Below are 18,457 nucleotides of genomic sequence, written 5' to 3'. Positions count from 1 at the left end.
TTTTATTGGTCGATTTTTATATAGAAAAATAATATAAAAAAAATAAAATTTGGTGATAATTAAGCTTATCTTTTTCTAAATCCAGTACTTATACTGTAGCTATAATAGCTAGATTCAGTTATTGAGTGAAAAGGCCAGTAAATCTAGCTAAGAAACAATGACTAGTAATGATTCTCTACAGACAGAGAAAAACCAGCCCTTGCGAATGCGTTTACCGCGTACTCTGAGTTATCTGGAAACCTGGGGTTTTGGGTTGACGGGTCATGTTGGATGGATTGGTACTGCCCCGATTATTCATGCAGCATTAGGGTCTAAAGCTATCTTAGTTTGGTTGTTTGGTACCATCGTCTCCTTTTTACTTAATTTGCAGGTACAAAGTTTAGGTAGACATTGGTCAAATGTTGCAGGAGGAACACCGAACTACACCACAAGGCTATTAAAAAACTTTCCTCACTTAGGTCGTTACGTAGCTTTAGGATACTTCTTTAGTTGGGCAGCAGCACCAGCACTCTACGCAATTATTTTGACAAACTTAATTAAAGTAAATTTTCAAACATTAAATATTGTTTGTCCAGAAAATTTTTTAAAATTTGTATTTACAGCGATTCCTTTTATTGTGGCCTTCAGTGGTAGCCGTGCTTTAGCGTTGCTGCACTTATTTTTTGTATTCCCAGCCATTTTATTACTATTTTTATTTTGCATTCAAGGTCTAATATGGTTAACTTTCTCCAGTAATAATTTTAACTTGCCTGTAATTAGTATAAATAGCTTGAGCTTTCAAGAATGGGCAAAGTGGTTTTTTGTGGCCAGCTATTCAATTTATGCTTGTGAAACTACTTCTTCTTTTGTTGCTGATAGCCACAATCCAGATAAAACTTTGAAATTTTTAACGGTGGCTGCTTACTTAATTCCTCCAGTATTTTTAGGTAGTTCTTGGGTATTAATGTGTTCCACTCCAAATCGAACAATAGGCGACGATGCTTTTTTAAATTTGCTAGCAGCTTCTTTACCTTTTTGGGGAAAATATGCCTCTTTTTTAGTAACACTTTTAATTACTGTATCTTGCCTTTTAAGTTCTGCTACGGCAGTTTCTAATTCTCCTCGGATATTATATCAACTTGGCTTAGACGAACAGGTTTCTGAGATATTTACAGTAGTTTCTCGTCAAGGTGTTCTTGGACCTGCGATTTTAGTTACCTTTCTTCTCAGTTTGCTTTGTTTAAATTTGGGGAATGTATCTCAATTAGTAACGGTTGCAGGTACTTGTTATCTGTTGTCGATTATGGGGCTACATTTAGGATTATGGTTATGTCGAGGTCAACCGCAGGTATTATGGCCTTGGTGGTCACTTAGCTTTTTCTTTGTAGAAACGATAGTTCTGATAGTAGGAGGTTTAGCTTGGAATTGGAGAGATTTTTTAGTAGGATTATTATTACCGATTTTTTTGATGTTAGGAGATGCAGTGCTAGGTCGTGTAAGTTTTGCGGCATTGTATCCAAAATTTTGGGCAGATCTTTATGATGCAAAGTCTAGTAAACACAATCCAGACTTTGTTATTTTACAGGTGATTGTCTTAGTATCACTAATTTGCATTACTGCTACAAGCAGTTGGTTTATCCGGGATTTATTAGGCAAAGTTACTAATGATAGCCATAACTCTTTATTAGCGATTTTACTAGTAACGCTTTCTTTTGCAGGAGTGGCGATCGCCTGTTGGACAACTCTACCACAAATTGTTGCCATTGATGAAGCACGCAAACAAGCAAAAAACTTATTTATCACTACTCTCAATACAGTTCCAGACACTGTTTTAGTCTTAGATGAAAACGGTATGATTTGTCAAACAAATGCAGCTGCTGAAGAATTATTTGAATTGAGTATTCAGCAATTGCTTGGGCAAAATTTGAATCAACTGTTAATGTGCTATCACGGCAAACCTGACCAATGGTCTATTAGGAGCGAGCAAACTTTAAAAATTAACCAAGGTCTACGAATAGTTGAATCCACTGTTTCACGACCATTTAATCCCCAACTACGAGAGTATGTTGTGATTGTACGTGACATCACTCAACGTAAACTGGCAGAGGAAGAATTAATCCAATACCGTTGCCAACTTGAGCAACTAGTTTTAGAACGCACCATTGAACTTATTCGAGTTAATCAACAACTCCAACAAGACATTATCAAGCGTCAAGAAGCACAAGAACAATTACTACACAATAGCCTTCATGATGGGCTAACTGGGTTACCCAATCAACGTTTATTTATCGAGCGAGTGCAGCAGTCAATAGAACGTAATAAACAAGACAAAAATTATTTATTTGCTGTACTATTCTTAGACTTAGACCGCTTTAAAGTTGTGAATGATAGCTTGGGACATCTACTAGGAAATCAACTTTTAATTGCGATTTCTCATCGTCTCAAATCAGTTGTTCGAACCGGAGATATAGTTGCCCGTTTTGGTGGAGATGAGTTCACAATCTTAATTGAAGAAATTGATGATGTTGACACCGCTACACAAATAGCTGAACGCATTAAAAAGGTACTAGCCTTGCCATTTCAATTAAATGAGCATCGAGTATTTACTAATGCTAGTATTGGCATTGCTTTGAGTAAACCAGATTATCAGCAAGCAGCGCAGATTATCCGCGATGCCGATGTAGCGATGTACTCTGCTAAAGCACTTGGTAAAGCACGTTATGAGGTGTTCGATCAAAAAATGCACGAGAGTGCATCTTTGCTTTTAGAATTAGAAACTGCTTTGCGACATGCATTGCTGCTCAAGCAAGAGGAATTTCGCCTTCACTACCAGCCAATTGTTTCACTGATAACTGGCAAAATTATTGGATTTGAAGCATTGATACGCTGGCATCATCCAGAACGAGGAATTGTTTCCCCTCAAGATTTTATTCCCTTGGCAGAAGAAACTGGAATGATTGTTAGTATCGGGCAATGGGTACTTTATCAAGCGTGCCAACAAATGCATACATGGCATCAACAATTTCCTAGTTCGTTAAACTTGACAATTAGCGTCAATTTTTCTGGTAAACAGGTTACCCAAGCTGATATCTTTAAACAAGTTAAACAGATTTTACAGCAAACTGGGCTAGAGCCATGTAGTTTAAAATTGGAAATTACTGAAAGTTTGTTGATGGATAATTTTGAATTAGCTAATACTGTACTTTCCGAGTTAACTGCGCTGAATGTGGAGTTACATATGGATGATTTTGGTACTGGCTATTCATCTTTAAATTATCTGCATCGGCTACCAATAAAAACTATTAAGATTGACCGTTCTTTTGTCAACAATATAGGTAGTCGAGGAGAAAATTTAGAAATTGTGCGAGCGATTGTTACGTTAGCTCATAATTTGAATATGTCTGTAACAGCAGAAGGAATAGAAACTGTAGAGCAGTTAGCACAACTTAAGGCATTGCAATGTGATTATGGACAAGGATATTTCTTCTTACCACCGATGCAAAGTGCAGAAGTAGAAAGATTACTTGCCGCTAACTTTTGCTACAAAGACTTTTTAAGGAACTAAATTGTTATTAGTCATTAGTCATTAGTCATTAGTCATTAGTTATTTCTCCTTCATCTCCCCATGCCCAATGCCCAATGCCCCATGCCCAATAATAGTTTAGCTTACTGCTTGTAGCTGTAAATCTTTTGCTTGCTCGAACAACCTTTCTTCTAAAACAAGTTCATCAAGAAAAGTATCGATTTTCTCTCTATCAATATTCTGCATGACTACAATGTGTACCCAATTTTCAAAACTTGCTAACTGCCACTTTTTAATTAACCTTTGAGAAGGTTTTTTAAATACGACAGTAGTAGAGAATTTATTGAGCATACATGGGTATTCTCTCAATTGAAGTTGTTGAAAAAGATATTGAGCATTCCGAATACAAGTTTTTGCTTCTCTGGCTAAACCGTTATAACCTCTGCTTTGCAGTGCATACCAGAGAATTAAAGGAGCATGGCCGTTTCTAGAACCGAGAATAGTTGTATCTTTGGAACCAATATATTCAATCATTGTTTCCACTCTTTCTACCCATTTCTTCTTAGTTAAAACGACGCCACAAGGCAATGGAGAACCCATGAATTTAGCAGAAATAGCTACGCTATCTATGGGTTTTTGGAAGTTAACTTGAGGAGCGCCATCTAAAAAGGGTAATATTAATCCTGAAAGCGCGGCATCACAATGAATGTAGTAATTTTTAATTTTATAACGCTCTAAGATTTCGATAACTTTATCTAGGTTATCGATCGCACCTTTAACAGTAGTGCCAATATTTAAATTTATTATCGCTGGATACTCACGATTTTGGCGAATTAGTTCTGCAAAATGCTCGTAATCCATTTCACCATTAATTTGCGAATCTACAACTTGATGTTTGATGCGAAATAATCTAGCTGCTTTGGGAATTGAGTAATGAGAGTCTTGTGATGAATAAAGAATTCCGTTGGGATAAATTTCTCTTGCTAAAAACATTCCATATAAATTGCCTTCAGTTCCCCCAGCAGTAACATAACCCCAAAATTTATGTTCGGGGATCTTATATAGTTGGGCAAAGAAAGATAATACTTCTTGTTCAAATTGACGAGAATGAAGGCCAAAATCTGGTTCTACATAAGGATCTCCAGCATTATTTAACATGTAGTTAAAGGATTTGACTATTTCACTGTAATCACATGTTAAATTGTATGGATAACCTGCATGAAAGTGCGATCGCTTTTCTATCTCTTGCAAAAAATTTCCCAACTTTTTAGTAACTATATCTGACATACTCTGCATTTCTTTAGTTTTGATTCAAGGGAAGTTTTAGTCTAAGTTCTACATATAAACCCGATTCCTTTACTATTTTTTTATATTAGGAATAATCGGATTTATTATGAAAAATAAAATCAGTGCAAATACGGAAAAAATTTTTTATAGTATTTTAAGCTTTGCAAGCTCGACCACTGAGAAATATTTGAATATAGAATTTAGCAAACTACTCTTAATACGTAAATATCGAAAAATACTGTAATTATTCAACCCGAATAGATGTTAACTCCGGATAATCACTTATTAATATCTCTGTACATCTTTGTATCACAGCCTCTTGACTCGGATGAAATACGGATAATCACTTATGTGGGGAACAAGCAATAGCCAAAGGGCAAAAGGCTTGAAATTCCTTTCGTGTCTGGTTTTACTGTCAGATTATGTCATGAAATATGCTTCATTATTAAAATTTCTGTGTGTGAAAACATCAGAGTTACGGAGGTTTAGGGAAAGACTTGTAGCAAGTTTTCCTTTGCTCCCCCACTCCCTCACAAGGGTAGATTTTTTGCAAAGCCTATTTTTTAGTTCCAAAATTTTCCCTGTGTTCCCACGTCCTTGCGTCCCTCATTGCCCACTCTCTACTCCTCCATCTTCTTCCAAGGAAGCTTGATTGTGAATCTACTGCCTTTGCCTAATTGACTTTCAGCATGGACACTACCACCGTGCGATTCTACAATTCTTTGCACAGTTAGTAATCCTAAACCTGTGTTTGCACGACGGGTGTATGAACTTTCATCCGGCTCTAAAGGTTGGAATAATTGGAATAAGTCATCGGAAGGAATACCAATGCCAGTATCTACGATGCTGAAATAGACATATTTCTTTGTAGGGTGTGGTTGGATTTCAATCCAAACTTTGCCCCCGTCTGGAGTATATTTAACAGCGTTGCTTAACAGGTTGATGAACGCTTCTCGAATACGCTCTTCATCAACTTGGATGGGTGTGAGTTCTTCAGGTACTTGTACGCTCAAGTGAATATTTTTTTGCAATGCCAGAGGTTTAACAAAGCTCAGACAAGAGTCACATAGTTCTTGAATTGAAGTCGAAGCTAGTTGTAGTTCCATTTTTTTAGATTCAATATCGGCTAAGTCGAGGATGGTTGATTAATTCCAAGAGATTCTTGGCGCTATTTTAGAGATTATTTAGTAACTGGCGCTGTTGTTCGCTCAAAAGGTCGTATACTTCGTTTTGCGGTGCTTTGGCGATCGCCAGCATGGAGTTTAAAGTGACAATCCCATATCTAAAGATAGGGCTTGTAATATGAACACCTGATGTATAGCATCACGTGTCTCAACACAAACCTTTTAAATTATTTCACATATGTTCGGGGAGCGTGCCGTAGGCAAGACGGGGGATTGTACAATTTGGAACAAGGGTTTTTTCTTGCTATCCCTTTTCAATTCTCCCCTTTCCCTTACGCTCTTCTGCTCAAATGCCAATATATCACTTCTCGCAGAAGAACAAAAAGTTATAAAGTTTCAAGAAAAAAGCTTGACATTTAGATTTTAGAACTCAGTAGTTAGAGTTTAAAGTCTGAATGACAAGGTTTAGAGGATATTCTTTATTGCACAAAGGGTGAGTGAGTGCAAGATGAACTGCAAATTTCATTCACCAGCAGCAAACACAAAAACATACACTTTTAAACCTCAGTTCTGATGTATGCAATAAATTGAAGAAAAACTCTAGCAATTTGTATTTGATGGAGATTTATTAGTTGTAACTTGCATTATGGCGCCGAAATTATCCTGGATACGGCAATTTTCTGGGAAAGTCGCGTGCAGTGGAACCAAGAGCGCCACAGCGTTACCAGTTTGGTAAAAGAAAGTGCGGAAACTTTGTTAGAAGTAGAAATTTAGTTTCACCCAGAGGCGCAAATAAAAAGTCAACAGTTGAGTTGCAATTACTAATCTCAAAAAATTTCTCTTAATCTCTGTGCGCCTCTGTGTTTGAAGCGTGCAATTTATTACTTTGCGTTCTACCCTGCGGGAAGCCACTTCTCTACGAGACGCTCCGCGTAGCAAGATCCCGTTCGCGTAGCGTCTCGAAGAGAAGGGTAATTGTCTATGCGTTCTTTGCGGTTCATTTTCAAAAATTTAGGTATTTATCCAGCACCAAAAAAATAATTAAAAAACTTCGCTGTAGTTTTGATTCAGCAATTGCGATCGATGAAATCTGACTTTTCACGTCACGTGCAAAAACAAATGCTAAATCTAACTCCTAAGCAAGCTTTCTTACTTGGAAATAGAAGCAAAGTTTTCTAAATAAGAGTGAAAAGTCAGCTTTTGGAATGAGTGGAAAAAGAGATTGTGTCTGTCCTACCGGCAAATAGAACCAAGCTTAACAAATCAAAGCGGAGGGATTAATAACGATTCCAGAAGCGATCGCGTTCATAGCGACGGCGATCGTCACGAATATTGCGAAGGTCGTTATCCCTGTCATAGCGGCGATTGTCGCGGTCATAACGGCGATGGTTGTCCCGTTCATAGCGGCGATAGTTGTCGCGATGGTAGCGACCGCGATGATAATTGTCGCGGTCGTAACGACGGCCATCGTCACGAATGTTGCGGAAGTCGCGATCGCGATCGCCATGCCTGTAGTGACGACTCTGAAGTTCATAGTTACCATCATCGTTGTGATGATAGCTATAGCTATCTAACTCAGCAAGATAAGAGGCATCAGCTTTAGGAGAAATAGCCAAAGCTGAACCAGAAGCTATCAAGCCTGCGAGAAAAATAGAGGCAAAGCGGTTCATAATGTGAGCCGAAAGTTGTTGATAGTAATTTATGCAGTTCCAGTCTGTTTGCGAAGAAGAGATTCCACAAGTCTTTAAATCAATCCTATCAGTTTTTCTTCAGCGGGATGATTGAGAAAAGTCTTATTTTCTGTGAGGATTTATAACTAATTTAGGTATTTACAACCACGATTATTCAACGTTCAAACAACAATTTACAGATTATGCTGTTGGTTAAAGCAAGAACTTACACCGTATTTCAGGTAAATGAAGTACATGGGTAGGGGCACAATATATTGTGCCCCTACAATTATCTGTACCTCACAAAGTAGCAATCTGCTATAACGCAATAAATTTTATTGTGGGATGGGTGTCCTCACCCGTCCGGGCAGGCAGGATGCTTATCTCACAAGAGCTAAATTTTATGCACTATTTTAGCCTTGCCACGCCAGTAGATTTAATTAAAAGTCTCAAACTTAAAGAGTTAGACAGCCCTAATAACTGATAACTTGGAAATTAATATTAGGAGTCGTTTTATGGTTCTACAAATTCAATCCACCCAAAAAGAACCAATTGTTACTTGGGAAGCACTCCCCGCTGACTTTATTTTACCTGACGATCCAGTGGAAAATATTCAACAACCCGTTCTCGCTGCGGCGCTTACCGATGCTTTGGGAACCGCAGAACGCATCCAACCGCAGATGCTAATTGGCTCTAATTTTGGACTTGTCGCCACAGTCAATAAAAAAATCGTCGTCAAAGCACCAGACTGGTTTTACGTCCCTCAAGTACACCCTGTAGCCGCTGATGTAATTCGGCGTAGCTATACCCAGAATTTAGAAGGTGCTGCTGTTGCTGTGGTGATGGAATTTCTCTCAGATACAGAAGGTGGAGAACTCTCAGTTCGCTCAACTCCACCTTATGGTAAGCTCTATTTTTACGAAACAATTCTCAATGTTCCAACCTACGTAACCTACGATCCTTACGAACCTAATTTAGAAGTACGCTGCTTGCAAAATGGACGATATACTTTGCAGCAAGCAGATATCAATGGACGCTTTTGGATTCCTGAATTGGATTTATTCCTGGGAATTTGGTATGGCGAAAGACTTTGCCAAACCACAAATTGGCTGCGGTGGTGGGATGTAGAAGGAAATTTGCTGTTGTGGAGTAGCGAACAAGCTGAACAGGAACGCCAACGTGCCGAACAGGAAAGTCAACGTGCCGAACAAGAACGCCAACGTGCCGAACAAGAACGCCAACGTGCCGAGCAGGAACGCCAACGTGCTGATATATTAGCAGCTAAGTTACGCGAATTAGGTATTGACCCTGATGCGTAGGCATAGCTCATCGTAGACATCGCATAACCTCAAAAATGCTGGGAATAATAATTTTGGGATATCTGCACCAAAATTATTATGAAACAGCAAAAAAATCAATACAGCCATCTAACTGCGATCGAAAGAAATTATCTATCATTTCCAGCACAGTTTTTATTAAATCAAAATCTGCTGCAAGGCAAAATACTAGACTTTGGTTGTGGCTTTGGCAATGATGTGAAAATTTTACGCCAAAAAGGCTGTGATATTACAGGTTACGATCCTTATTATTTTCCAGAATATCCTCAGAATAAATTTGATACAATAATTTGCTTTTATGTTTTAAATGTTTTATTTGCTGAAGAACAAGCTAATATTCTGATGCAAATCTCACATTTATTAAAAGCTGGAGGTAAAGCTTATTACGTTGTGAGAAGGGATATTAAAAAAGAAGGTTTTCGCGAACATTATGTTCATAAAAAACCTACATATCAATGTATCGTGCAACTTCCTTTTCCTTCACTTTATTTAGATGAGCATCGGGAAGTATATGAATATATTCACTATAATCATCAGCAAAACTCATTTAATAATTGTATATTTTGTAATCCACGTAAAAATCTCAACCTTTTAACTGAATCAGCAACAGCTTACGCTATATTTGATGGCTATCCTATAAGTAAAGGACATGTTTTAGTTATCCCTAAACGTCATGTTAGCAATTATTTTGAACTACCCTTTAAAGAACAATCTGCTTGCTGGTTTATGGTAAATAAAGTGCAAGAAATTCTCAAAACTGAATTTGAGCCTGATGGTTTTAATGTAGGAATGAACATCAATCGAGAAGCAGGGCAAAATATTATGCACGCCAGTATTCATATCATCCCTCATTACAAAGGTGATACTGTTTCTCCCAAAAGTGGAATCAGGAACGTTATTCCTAAAAAGTAATACAGCAGAATTCAGAATTCAGGAGTAAAACACGCTTTCTAGGCGGGTACAAAACGAATCGTTGTGTACTTTAGATTATTTTTCATCTACCTAACCGAGATTATCTGGATCGATTCCCAGCGCTCTTAATTGTTCTGCTAATTGTTGAACGCGTTGTTCTGCAATTTCAGCGCGTCGTGCTTCTTGTTGAGCGCGTTGTGTTTCTTGTTGAGCGCGTTGCGTTTCTTGTTGAGCGCGTTGCGCTTCTTGCTGAGCGCGTTGCGCTTCTTGCTGAGCGCGTTGCGCTTCTTGTTGAGCGCGTTGCGCTTCTTGTTGAGCGCGTCGTGCTTCTTGTTGAGCGCGTTCTACTTCTAGTTTAATTTGTTCTGCTGGTGTAGGATAACGTTTTCCAGCTTCGTCATACCAATACATCCATTCTCGCGTTACGCCGCTATAGTTTCCCCTTTCGCAACCGATTCCTAAACCAATTTCTGGTAACCAAACGGGATTTCCATCTTGCAATTCATATCTACCATTAACTAATTTATGCACTTCTAATCGAGGTTTGCGGCGGCGGCGAGAAGAATAAATTACATAGTAAAGTACACCTAATGCTGCATATTCATCCAATTTAGTGCTGTATTCTTTGCGATAATTTTGGGAAACAACTTCTAGTACCAAAATCGGTAGAACGTTTTCATCCCATAGCACATAACTAGGACGTAGTTCCTCATCATAAAATCGCTCTACTCCTAAGCTCAAAAACCCATCTGGCACAATGGGCGGTTTATCAGGGTGATAATAAATACCCATATCTATGCCAAAAAACCAGTCCATACGTTCTGCCCAGAGTATGAGCAGTATCGACTTCAGCAAACCTGGTATCAATTCTTGTAGCTCATTATCCACAGGGGTTTCATCAGAGTCGGGTAGTTCTTCGGCTGAAGGCAAGTACCTTGGCAAGTTGTACTCTAACATGGCTTGGTTTCCCGAAAACTCAAATAATACTGGGTTTTTTTGGGTCACCAGAATTATAGCGATTTTTAGTGGAAGACATATTAGACTTCTTGCAGAAGTCGGGAAAAGGGTAAGGGGGAAAGGGGAAAGGGATAAGAAAAAGACCTTTCCCCTTTAACGAAACGTATTGCTTGGCCTTGTCTAAAATATTTCCAGCAAGTAAACAAAAAGCCTCGGCTAATTTAGCTTACCAATTTGGCATATTCCGCAAAGTTGCTGAAGCCGATAAAATTTTTGGTAACTCTTAACTATTAATAAATATATCGAGGTCGATACCATTCATGCTTTATATTTAGCGACAGGGTAGTGCAAACACCCACTCGCGTTCCAAGACTAGGAGGCAGCAGATATCACCACTAAGCAATTCGCGCCCGCATACCATCAGCACGCAGTGTAACTCAAGGTTAAGTTGATATTAAAACTGATAATTTTTGCTGAATTGCGACAGATAAAGACTAAACTAAAAAGTCTTGTGCAGCAAAACCTGTAGCTTTAAATAAAGTAATCATGTCTAAGGTTCTTGTCTCTGATTCTATTGACCAAGCTGGGATTGACATTCTTTCTCAAGTTGCTACTGTTGATGTCAAAACAGGTCTAAAACCAGCAGAACTGATAGAAATTATTGGTGAGTACGACGCGCTAATGATTCGTTCTGGTACGCGCGTCACCCAAGAAATTATTGAAGCTGGTACCCAGCTAAAAATCATCGGCCGGGCTGGTGTGGGTGTGGATAACGTGGATGTTCCCGCCGCCACACGCCGAGGAATTGTTGTAGTTAATTCCCCAGAGGGAAACACCATCGCTGCTGCCGAACATGCTATAGCGATGATTCTAGCTTTGTCTCGCCACATCCCCGATGCCAATGCTTCGGTGAAACGCGGCGCATGGGATCGCAATAGCTTTATCGGTGCAGAAGTCTACAAAAAAACTCTCGGTATTGTCGGTTTGGGTAAAATTGGTTCCCATGTAGCTGCTGTGGCTAAGGCAATGGGGATGAAATTACTCGCTTATGACCCCTTTATCTCCACAGAACGAGCCGAACAAATTGGCTGTCAGTTAGTAGAACTAGATTTACTCTTCCAGCAAGCAGATTATATCACTCTACACATCCCTAAAACCCCAGAAACTACCCACTTAATCAATGCCGTAACTCTGGCAAAGATGAAACCTACAGCCCGGATTGTTAACTGCGCTCGTGGTGGGATCGTTGAAGAAAATGCTTTAGCAGCAGCCATCAAAGCTGGTAAAATTGCAGGTGCAGCCCTGGATGTGTTTGAGTCAGAACCGCTGGGAGAATCGGAATTGCGATCGCTAGGCAAGGAAGTCATCCTCACTCCCCACTTAGGAGCATCGACAACGGAAGCGCAAGTAAATGTAGCCATCGATGTCGCCGAACAAATTCGGGATGTACTATTAGGACTACCCGCACGTTCCGCCGTCAACATTCCCGGACTCGGCCCCGATGTGTTGGAAGAACTCAAACCCTACATGCAACTAGCAGAAACTCTAGGTAATCTAGTGGGACAGTTAGCCGGCGGACGAGTGGAAGTCCTGAATGTGCGACTGCAAGGCGAACTCGCAACCAACAAAAGTCAACCTTTGGTAGTAGCTGCCCTCAAAGGATTACTTTACCAAGCTTTGCGCGAACGCGTAAATTATGTAAATGCCAGCATCGAAGCCAAAGAACGCGGAATTCGGGTAATTGAAACCCGCGATGCTTCCATTAGAGATTATGCAGGCACGCTGCATCTAGAAGCCACGGGTACTTTAGGTACTCATTCTGTCACAGGCGCTTTGTTGGGCGAGCGAGAAATTCATCTCACCGACGTTGACGGTTTCCCGATTAACGTCCCACCGAGTAAATATATGCTGTTTACCCTACACCGCGATATGCCCGGAATTATTGGCAAACTCGGTTCGCTGCTTGGCAGTTTCAATGTCAACATTGCCAGTATGCAAGTTGGTCGCAAAATCGTCCGTGGTGATGCAGTCATGGCTCTGAGCATCGACGACCCTTTACCTGAGGGCATTTTAGATGAGATTATTAAAGTCCCTGGCATTCGCGATGCATATACAGTAACTCTGTAAAGTGCTGAGTGCTGAGTGAAAAAAGTTAGGAGTGAGTAGTGAGGAGTTAAAAGTTAAAAACTAAAACTCTTAACTCCTAACTCTTGACTCCTAACTCCTAACTCTTAACTCCTAACTCTCTCATACTCTGCACTCAGCACTCAAATATGGCAAACACCTGGTGGGAACTACAAATTTTATGCGAACCAGACCTAGAAGATTCTATCTTTTGGCGGCTGGAAGATTTTGGCTGTCGTGGTACAGCTAGTGAAAGCAAAGGAAATTCCTCTTTAATCAGGGGTTACTTGCCAACAATTCAAACACAATTACTAGATTTGGCAGCGCTATCGCTGCGGTTGCGTCAAGATGCGCTCTGTGTAGGACTTTCATCTCCCACCCTGCGCTGGGAATTGATTGATGAAGAAGATTGGGCCACTAGCTGGAAACAATATTGGCAACCCCAAGAAATTGGCGATCGCTTTCTGATTAACCCCGCATGGCTACCATTACCTGAAACAAACCAACGCTTAGTAATTCGTCTCGACCCTGGTGTAGCATTTGGTACGGGAAATCATGCCACGACTCAGCTATGTCTAGAATCTTTGGAAATGCGTCTAAGTGAAGTACCGCAATCATTTGTGGGTACTGGCAATAAACAAGAACATCCGGTAATTGCTGATATTGGCTGTGGTTCTGGTATCCTTTCCATCGGGGCGTTGCTACTGGGAGCTGAGAAAGTCTATGCAGTGGATACTGACCCCTTGGCGGTGCAATCAACTATCAGCAATCGTACCTTGAATGAGATTAGCGCAGAACGTTTAATACCCGCACAGGGAAGTGTCGAGGTTTTGACAAAACTGCTAGAAAAGCCAGTGGACGGTATTGTTTGCAATATTTTGGCTAATGTAATTATTGAGCTGGTTCCAGAAATGAGTGCGATCGCTAAGCCTAACACTTGGGCTATCTTCAGCGGTATTTTACTCGAACAATCTAAAGCTGTCGCTGACGCCTTAGAAAAACATGGCTGGGTAGTTGCTACTCTGTGGAAACGCAAAGAATGGTGTTGTTTAAATGTAAGACGTTCTTAAGCCAAAAATACCAACTGCGATCGCTTTGGTAACAACCTAATTGTTCCTTTTGCCGGAGTCACTAGCTTTTGAAAATTGGTACTTTTGGATAACCTGCTCAATTTTGCAAGTTACCACACTTATTCTGTCTTTAACCTTATCAAAATCAATATTCACCCAGATATAAGTTTTGTTGGGTATTTCTGGTTTATTATGCATAATCTGTTCTATTTGTCAAAATAATTTATTATATCTATACAATATAGCTCTCCTAATTTATAAACTACTTTCTTAAGACATATAAGTAGATATGCTTAATGTTTACTTAAGGTTTTACTTGCTATAGCAGTTACAAACAAAAAGATCCGCGACTTCTTGAAGAAGTCGCGGATCTGAGCCTCTCGATGTTTAATAAGGTAAGTGGACATAATTATTTAGAAGACGCATTTCGACTGCGCTCAATGCTCGAACCTTGAGAAAATGAGCGTTGAGCGAAGTCGAAACCCGGCAACCTTAAGTTAGGTTTAATTTAGTCCTTCTACTTATCTCCCAACAATCCACCCATCCCTTTTGGGCATCATTATTATTGAGTTTTGTTGTTACCTTTATTTTTACCCGTGTGGGCTTTTGGTGGATAAATAAAGGACAAGGGAGACAGCGAAGATAAAATTAATTAATATCGAACATTGGTTAATAACCAAATCCTTATGGCAAAGACTATTTCAATTACGGATTCTCTAGTTCCTAATCCTGTACCAAAATCAACTATTATTCGTTTAGAAAATATATATAAAGTCTACGGCAGTGGCGAAACCGAAGTCAAAGCGCTCAACGATGTGAATTTGATTATCCACGAAGGCGAATATTGTTCGATTATGGGGCCTTCTGGTTCGGGTAAATCTACAGCTATGAATATTATCGGCTGTCTAGACCGACCCACAGGCGGACATTATTACTTAGATAATATTGATGTGGCGCAAATGGAGGATAAATCATTGGCACACATCCGTAACAAAAAGCTGGGGTTTGTGTTCCAACAATTCCACTTGTTACCCCAACTCACAGCATTAGAAAATGTGATGCTGCCAATGGTATATGCTAACGTAAATCCAAAAGAAAGAAGCGATCGCGCAATCGTTGCACTGACACGAGTCGGTTTAGCAAAACGCCTCAACAACAAACCAACTCAACTATCAGGGGGACAACAACAAAGAGTAGCGATCGCTCGTGCCATTGTCAACCGTCCCGTAGTACTCCTAGCCGATGAACCCACCGGCGCACTTGATTCGCGCACAACCCAAGAAGTTTTAGACATCTTTAGCGAACTCAATGCTAGCGGAATCACCGTTGTTATGGTAACCCACGAACCAGAAGTAGCGCGTCAAACCCAGCGCATCGTTTGGTTCCGCGATGGTCAGGTGGTACACTCAAATCTGACGCCAACCGACTTAACTCAGCTTGCAATGTCCTAATTAAGCTGTTGACTGTCAACCATCAACAGTCAACAGCGAACGTGAAATCTTTTTTAGGGATGAGATAGGCTTACAAACTTGGCGTTTTACCAGTTTGTGCTTGTGTTTCAATAGGCTTAACATCGGTGTAACCCAATTCTCCAGCTATTGTCCGGAACACCGAAATTTGCTCGTCAAAATCTAGCCCTTCAATTTGGGAAAGCAAATCATTAATCGCTTGGCTTGGCTGGTAGCTACCTGGCAAATCAACTACTTTATCCCCCATAGCTACTGCCCAAGCATACCAAACTAACAACTGATTGTTTTCTTTTATCGCCCCATAAGCACGGGAATATTCTGTATCTTTGCGGTTAACGATATCCCGCATAATGTCCAATTGCTCGTCATCTGATAACTCAAAATAATCTCCTAGCAGCTTTGGTGCTAATTCCGGATCGGTAGCAGCGGGAGCCGCTGGGGTAATTGAATCGCCCATTTTTTTATAAACAAAATAGAACCAAGCTAATTTTGCATCGGTATCTAAGGCGTTAAACCCATCTACCACTTTTTGAGTTTCATTGCTTCGGGCTTGAGAAGTATTTTTATCGTAACTTGTAGTCATAAATTTTCTCCAACACAATTTAATAAACAGGCCAGACTAAGAGTTACCAAAGTTTAAGAATCAGATTCTACTATCAAGAGAAAGAGTTAAATTAATTATCAAAAGCAACATTAATCTATCTTTTAATAGAGGTAAAAATCTTTCGCTAGAAAGTAAGAAAATAGCGATTTACTTTGCTATGATTGCCCCAGCAATAAAAATTTACCTAAGGTTTTAATTATGCCAGATGAAATAAAACCCAATGTTAATGAAGCTCCCACCCATGATGCTCAATTAGCTGCCGAAAACATAGCTAGTGGTGAAGAAAAAGCCCCAAACGTGGATTTTGATGCTGATTATGCAGCAGCACAACAATTCAGCGTTAGCGAAGTTGACCGCACAGGTAAAGGCGCAGCAGCAGCCGAAGCTGCAACCGCCCCCGAACAAAAAGTTCCTCAAGCAAAAGAAATAAAAACACAAACCGAGTCAACTGGTAATCCTGATGATTATACAGAATTGGCTAAGGAAGTTGGAAATGCCAAAACTGAGGCTGTAGCTAGTGTAGATGACGATTTAGTAGAAAAAGCTTTAGAAAAAGGTCAACCCCAAAAATAAGTTTTTTCAGCCAAAGATCCCCGACTTATTGAATAAATCGGGGATCTAAATCTACTAGAGGTATTGCATTCCAACGTCTCTACTAAATTCTGTTAGCGTAGCGGGGCGAAGCCCGTTCTAAATTCTCACTTCATGACTTCTAGTAATTCGCTAGGTCTGTGAATCAAATAATCTGGATTTTGCTTAGCGAGTACTTCCGGTGAATTAAAGCCCCAAGTCACTGCAATTACTTGAATATTTGCTTTTTTTGATGCTTCGATATCTCTGGTTTCATCTCCAACATAAATTACATCTTGAGGCTTGAGTTGTTTTTGCTTCAATACATTATTAATAATGGTTGTTTTGCCAAAAATCGTAATTCCTGAATATATAAAATCAAATAAATAATCTAAATCATTTATTTTGAGAAATTCCGTTACATTTTCTTTGGAATTAGAAGTAATAATTCCTAGTTTATATCCTTGAGCTTGGAGTTCTATTAATGCTTCTTTAATTCCAGGAATAGGTTTTAATTCTCGGATTTTGTTTTTTAATTCTCCTTTAACTTTTTTCACTAGAAACGGTATCTTAAACAGTGAAACTCCAGTGTGCTTAATGATTTCCCTAGATGTTAAGTTTTTGAGTAGAGCTAATTGGTCTGGAGTTATTTGGATATAACCAAAGTCTACAGCTAGACGATTAGCAATACTGACAAGGGCATCTACTGTATCTGCAATTGTGCCATCAAAATCGAAAATAATTACTTTTTGGGTCATCTTTCGCCTAGATGCGTCAAGATTAGCTTGAGCGTTGCGTCGTAACATTTCTGGCTTAATCCGTCGTAAGGCGGATGCTGGAAATCGTTTGTTCCACTCCCCATCTGAGATTTGGGCTAATTCTAGCAGTTGGGGAGCAAGATTTTGAGGATAAGGCGCAAACTCTGTGATATCAGTTGTCTTAGCAAAACGTTGATTCCAAGGACAAACATCTTGGCAGATATCGCAACCAGCAACCCAGCCTTGCAAATGGGGTGTAAGTGTTTGTGGCAATTCTTCTGCCCGATTTTCAATTGTATGATAAGCAATGCAACGATTCGCATCTACTACAAAAGGCTGAGTAATTGCACCAGTAGGGCAAGCTTGAAGACAACGAGTACAGCTACCGCAGTGTTCTGTATGGGGGCGATCGCTTTCTAGTTCCAAATTGGTCAGCACTTCTCCCAAAAATACCCAAGAACCATACTCGCGTGTAATCACATTACCATTTTTTGCAATCCAACCAATTCCTGCTTTTTGTGCCCAGACTTTATCTTGCACCGGCCCGGTGTCTGCATAATAAATCGCTCGCACGCTTTCATCGAGCGATTCTAGCCAGGTGGCTAGCTGCTTGAGTTTTTTATGCATTACTTTGTGATAATCTCTTCCCCAGCCATAACGAGAAATTTTCGCGTATTGTTCGCCTTCGGGACGTTCATATGCTGTGTAATAATTCAGTGCTACACACACAAGCGATCGCACTTCTGGCATCACTAACCGAATATCCTGACGCTTTGGGTTACTCATCCATTCCATATCGGCGTGATAACCCAGCGCTAGCCATGCTTTCAACCTCTGTGCTTCAGTAACATCTACCCTGTCCACAGCGGCAATCCCAATTTGATGAAAGCCCAACTCGCTGGCTTTTTCTTTCACTACGCTGCTGCTGGTTACGGAACACTGATTCATTGTTTTATATCTGAATTTGCCTAACGACAGGCATGATTATTATACATTAATCTAGTATTTTTTTTGAGAAACATTTGTTATTCATTTTACCTTCAGATAGCAGAATTCAAAACTGTTGACTGTTA

At 39.8% G+C, this 18,457-nt stretch carries 14 protein-coding genes and 1 pseudogene; 8 read left to right on the top strand and 7 right to left on the bottom strand.

The features are described from left to right. The first annotated feature begins 157 nt into the window (after nt 1-157). Nucleotides 158-3,544 (top strand): EAL domain-containing protein, encoded by a 3,387-nt coding sequence (locus tag NSTC745_RS32635; protein WP_445634730.1) that lies wholly within the window; start codon nt 158-160, stop codon nt 3,542-3,544. Between the two features lie 96 nt (nt 3,545-3,640). Here the strand turns inward: NSTC745_RS32635 and NSTC745_RS32630 are convergent, their stop codons facing one another. Together NSTC745_RS32630 and NSTC745_RS32625 are read right to left on the bottom strand one after the other, a co-directional pair. Continuing rightward, a complete protein-coding gene (locus NSTC745_RS32630) occupies nt 3,641-4,789 on the bottom strand; it encodes a histidine decarboxylase (protein WP_445634729.1) in 1,149 nt (382 codons plus the stop codon). 620 nt (nt 4,790-5,409) lie between these two features. Next, complete coding sequence (locus NSTC745_RS32625; RefSeq protein WP_445634728.1) at nt 5,410-5,895, bottom strand: sensor histidine kinase; 486 nt, start codon at nt 5,893-5,895, stop codon at nt 5,410-5,412. A 657-nt stretch (nt 5,896-6,552) separates the two neighbouring features. Between NSTC745_RS32625 and NSTC745_RS32620 the strand changes: the two genes are divergently transcribed. Beyond that, a complete protein-coding gene (locus tag NSTC745_RS32620) occupies nt 6,553-6,687 on the top strand; it encodes a hypothetical protein (RefSeq protein WP_445638782.1) in 135 nt (44 codons plus the stop codon). 503 nt (nt 6,688-7,190) lie between these two features. Here NSTC745_RS32620 and NSTC745_RS32615 read toward each other — a convergent pair. Continuing rightward, entirely contained in the window at nt 7,191-7,583 is a 393-nt protein-coding gene (locus NSTC745_RS32615) for a hypothetical protein (protein WP_445634727.1), read from the bottom strand. 515 nt (nt 7,584-8,098) lie between these two features. Here NSTC745_RS32615 and NSTC745_RS32610 point away from each other — a divergent pair. Beyond that, nucleotides 8,099-8,902, top strand: coding sequence for a Uma2 family endonuclease (locus NSTC745_RS32610; protein ID WP_445634726.1), 804 nt, complete (start codon nt 8,099-8,101; stop codon nt 8,900-8,902). 78 nt (nt 8,903-8,980) lie between these two features. Further along, a complete protein-coding gene (locus tag NSTC745_RS32605) occupies nt 8,981-9,832 on the top strand; it encodes a bifunctional class I SAM-dependent methyltransferase/HIT family protein (protein ID WP_445634725.1) in 852 nt (283 codons plus the stop codon). A 90-nt stretch (nt 9,833-9,922) separates the two neighbouring features. Here NSTC745_RS32605 and NSTC745_RS32600 read toward each other — a convergent pair whose 3' ends face one another. Beyond that, on the bottom strand, nt 9,923-10,789 hold the full coding sequence (locus NSTC745_RS32600; protein WP_445634724.1) for a Uma2 family endonuclease: 867 nt from the start codon (nt 10,787-10,789) through the stop codon (nt 9,923-9,925). Between the two features lie 546 nt (nt 10,790-11,335). Between NSTC745_RS32600 and serA the strand changes: the two genes are divergently transcribed. The 3 genes from serA (at nt 11,336) to NSTC745_RS32585 (ending at nt 15,434) form a co-directional block, all read left to right on the top strand. Beyond that, nucleotides 11,336-12,916 carry a phosphoglycerate dehydrogenase gene (serA, locus tag NSTC745_RS32595; RefSeq protein ID WP_445634723.1) on the top strand — a complete coding sequence of 527 codons (1,581 nt, stop codon included), beginning with the start codon at nt 11,336-11,338 and terminating at the stop codon, nt 12,914-12,916. Between the two features lie 146 nt (nt 12,917-13,062). Then, on the top strand, nt 13,063-13,983 hold the full coding sequence (gene prmA / locus NSTC745_RS32590; RefSeq protein WP_445634722.1) for a 50S ribosomal protein L11 methyltransferase: 921 nt from the start codon (nt 13,063-13,065) through the stop codon (nt 13,981-13,983). Nucleotides 13,984-14,669: 686 nt separating this feature from the next. Continuing rightward, nucleotides 14,670-15,434 carry an ABC transporter ATP-binding protein gene (locus tag NSTC745_RS32585; RefSeq protein ID WP_445634721.1) on the top strand — a complete coding sequence of 255 codons (765 nt, stop codon included), beginning with the start codon at nt 14,670-14,672 and terminating at the stop codon, nt 15,432-15,434. Nucleotides 15,435-15,504: 70 nt separating this feature from the next. On the opposite strand, the gene NSTC745_RS32580 is transcribed toward NSTC745_RS32585, so the two are convergent. Next, nucleotides 15,505-16,035, bottom strand: coding sequence for an orange carotenoid protein N-terminal domain-containing protein (locus NSTC745_RS32580; RefSeq protein WP_445634720.1), 531 nt, complete (start codon nt 16,033-16,035; stop codon nt 15,505-15,507). Nucleotides 16,036-16,254: 219 nt separating this feature from the next. Between NSTC745_RS32580 and NSTC745_RS32575 the strand changes: the two genes are divergently transcribed. Further along, nucleotides 16,255-16,629: a hypothetical protein gene (locus tag NSTC745_RS32575; RefSeq protein WP_445634719.1), complete on the top strand. Its 375-nt coding sequence runs from the start codon at nt 16,255-16,257 to the stop codon at nt 16,627-16,629. A gap of 125 nt (nt 16,630-16,754) precedes the next feature. Here NSTC745_RS32575 and NSTC745_RS32570 read toward each other — a convergent pair whose 3' ends face one another. Next, a complete protein-coding gene (locus NSTC745_RS32570; protein WP_445634718.1) occupies nt 16,755-17,384 on the bottom strand; it encodes an HAD-IA family hydrolase in 630 nt (209 codons plus the stop codon). Further along, nucleotides 17,353-18,332: pseudogene (gene queG, locus NSTC745_RS32565) on the bottom strand (tRNA epoxyqueuosine(34) reductase QueG). The gene NSTC745_RS32570 and the pseudogene queG overlap by 32 nt, the downstream one beginning before the upstream one ends. Between the last annotated feature and the right edge of the window lie 125 nt (nt 18,333-18,457).

The organism is Nostoc sp. DSM 114161, assembly GCF_052692665.1.
The sequence above is the reverse complement of the archived record's forward strand: the minus strand, read 5'-3'. Positions and strand labels throughout refer to the sequence as shown.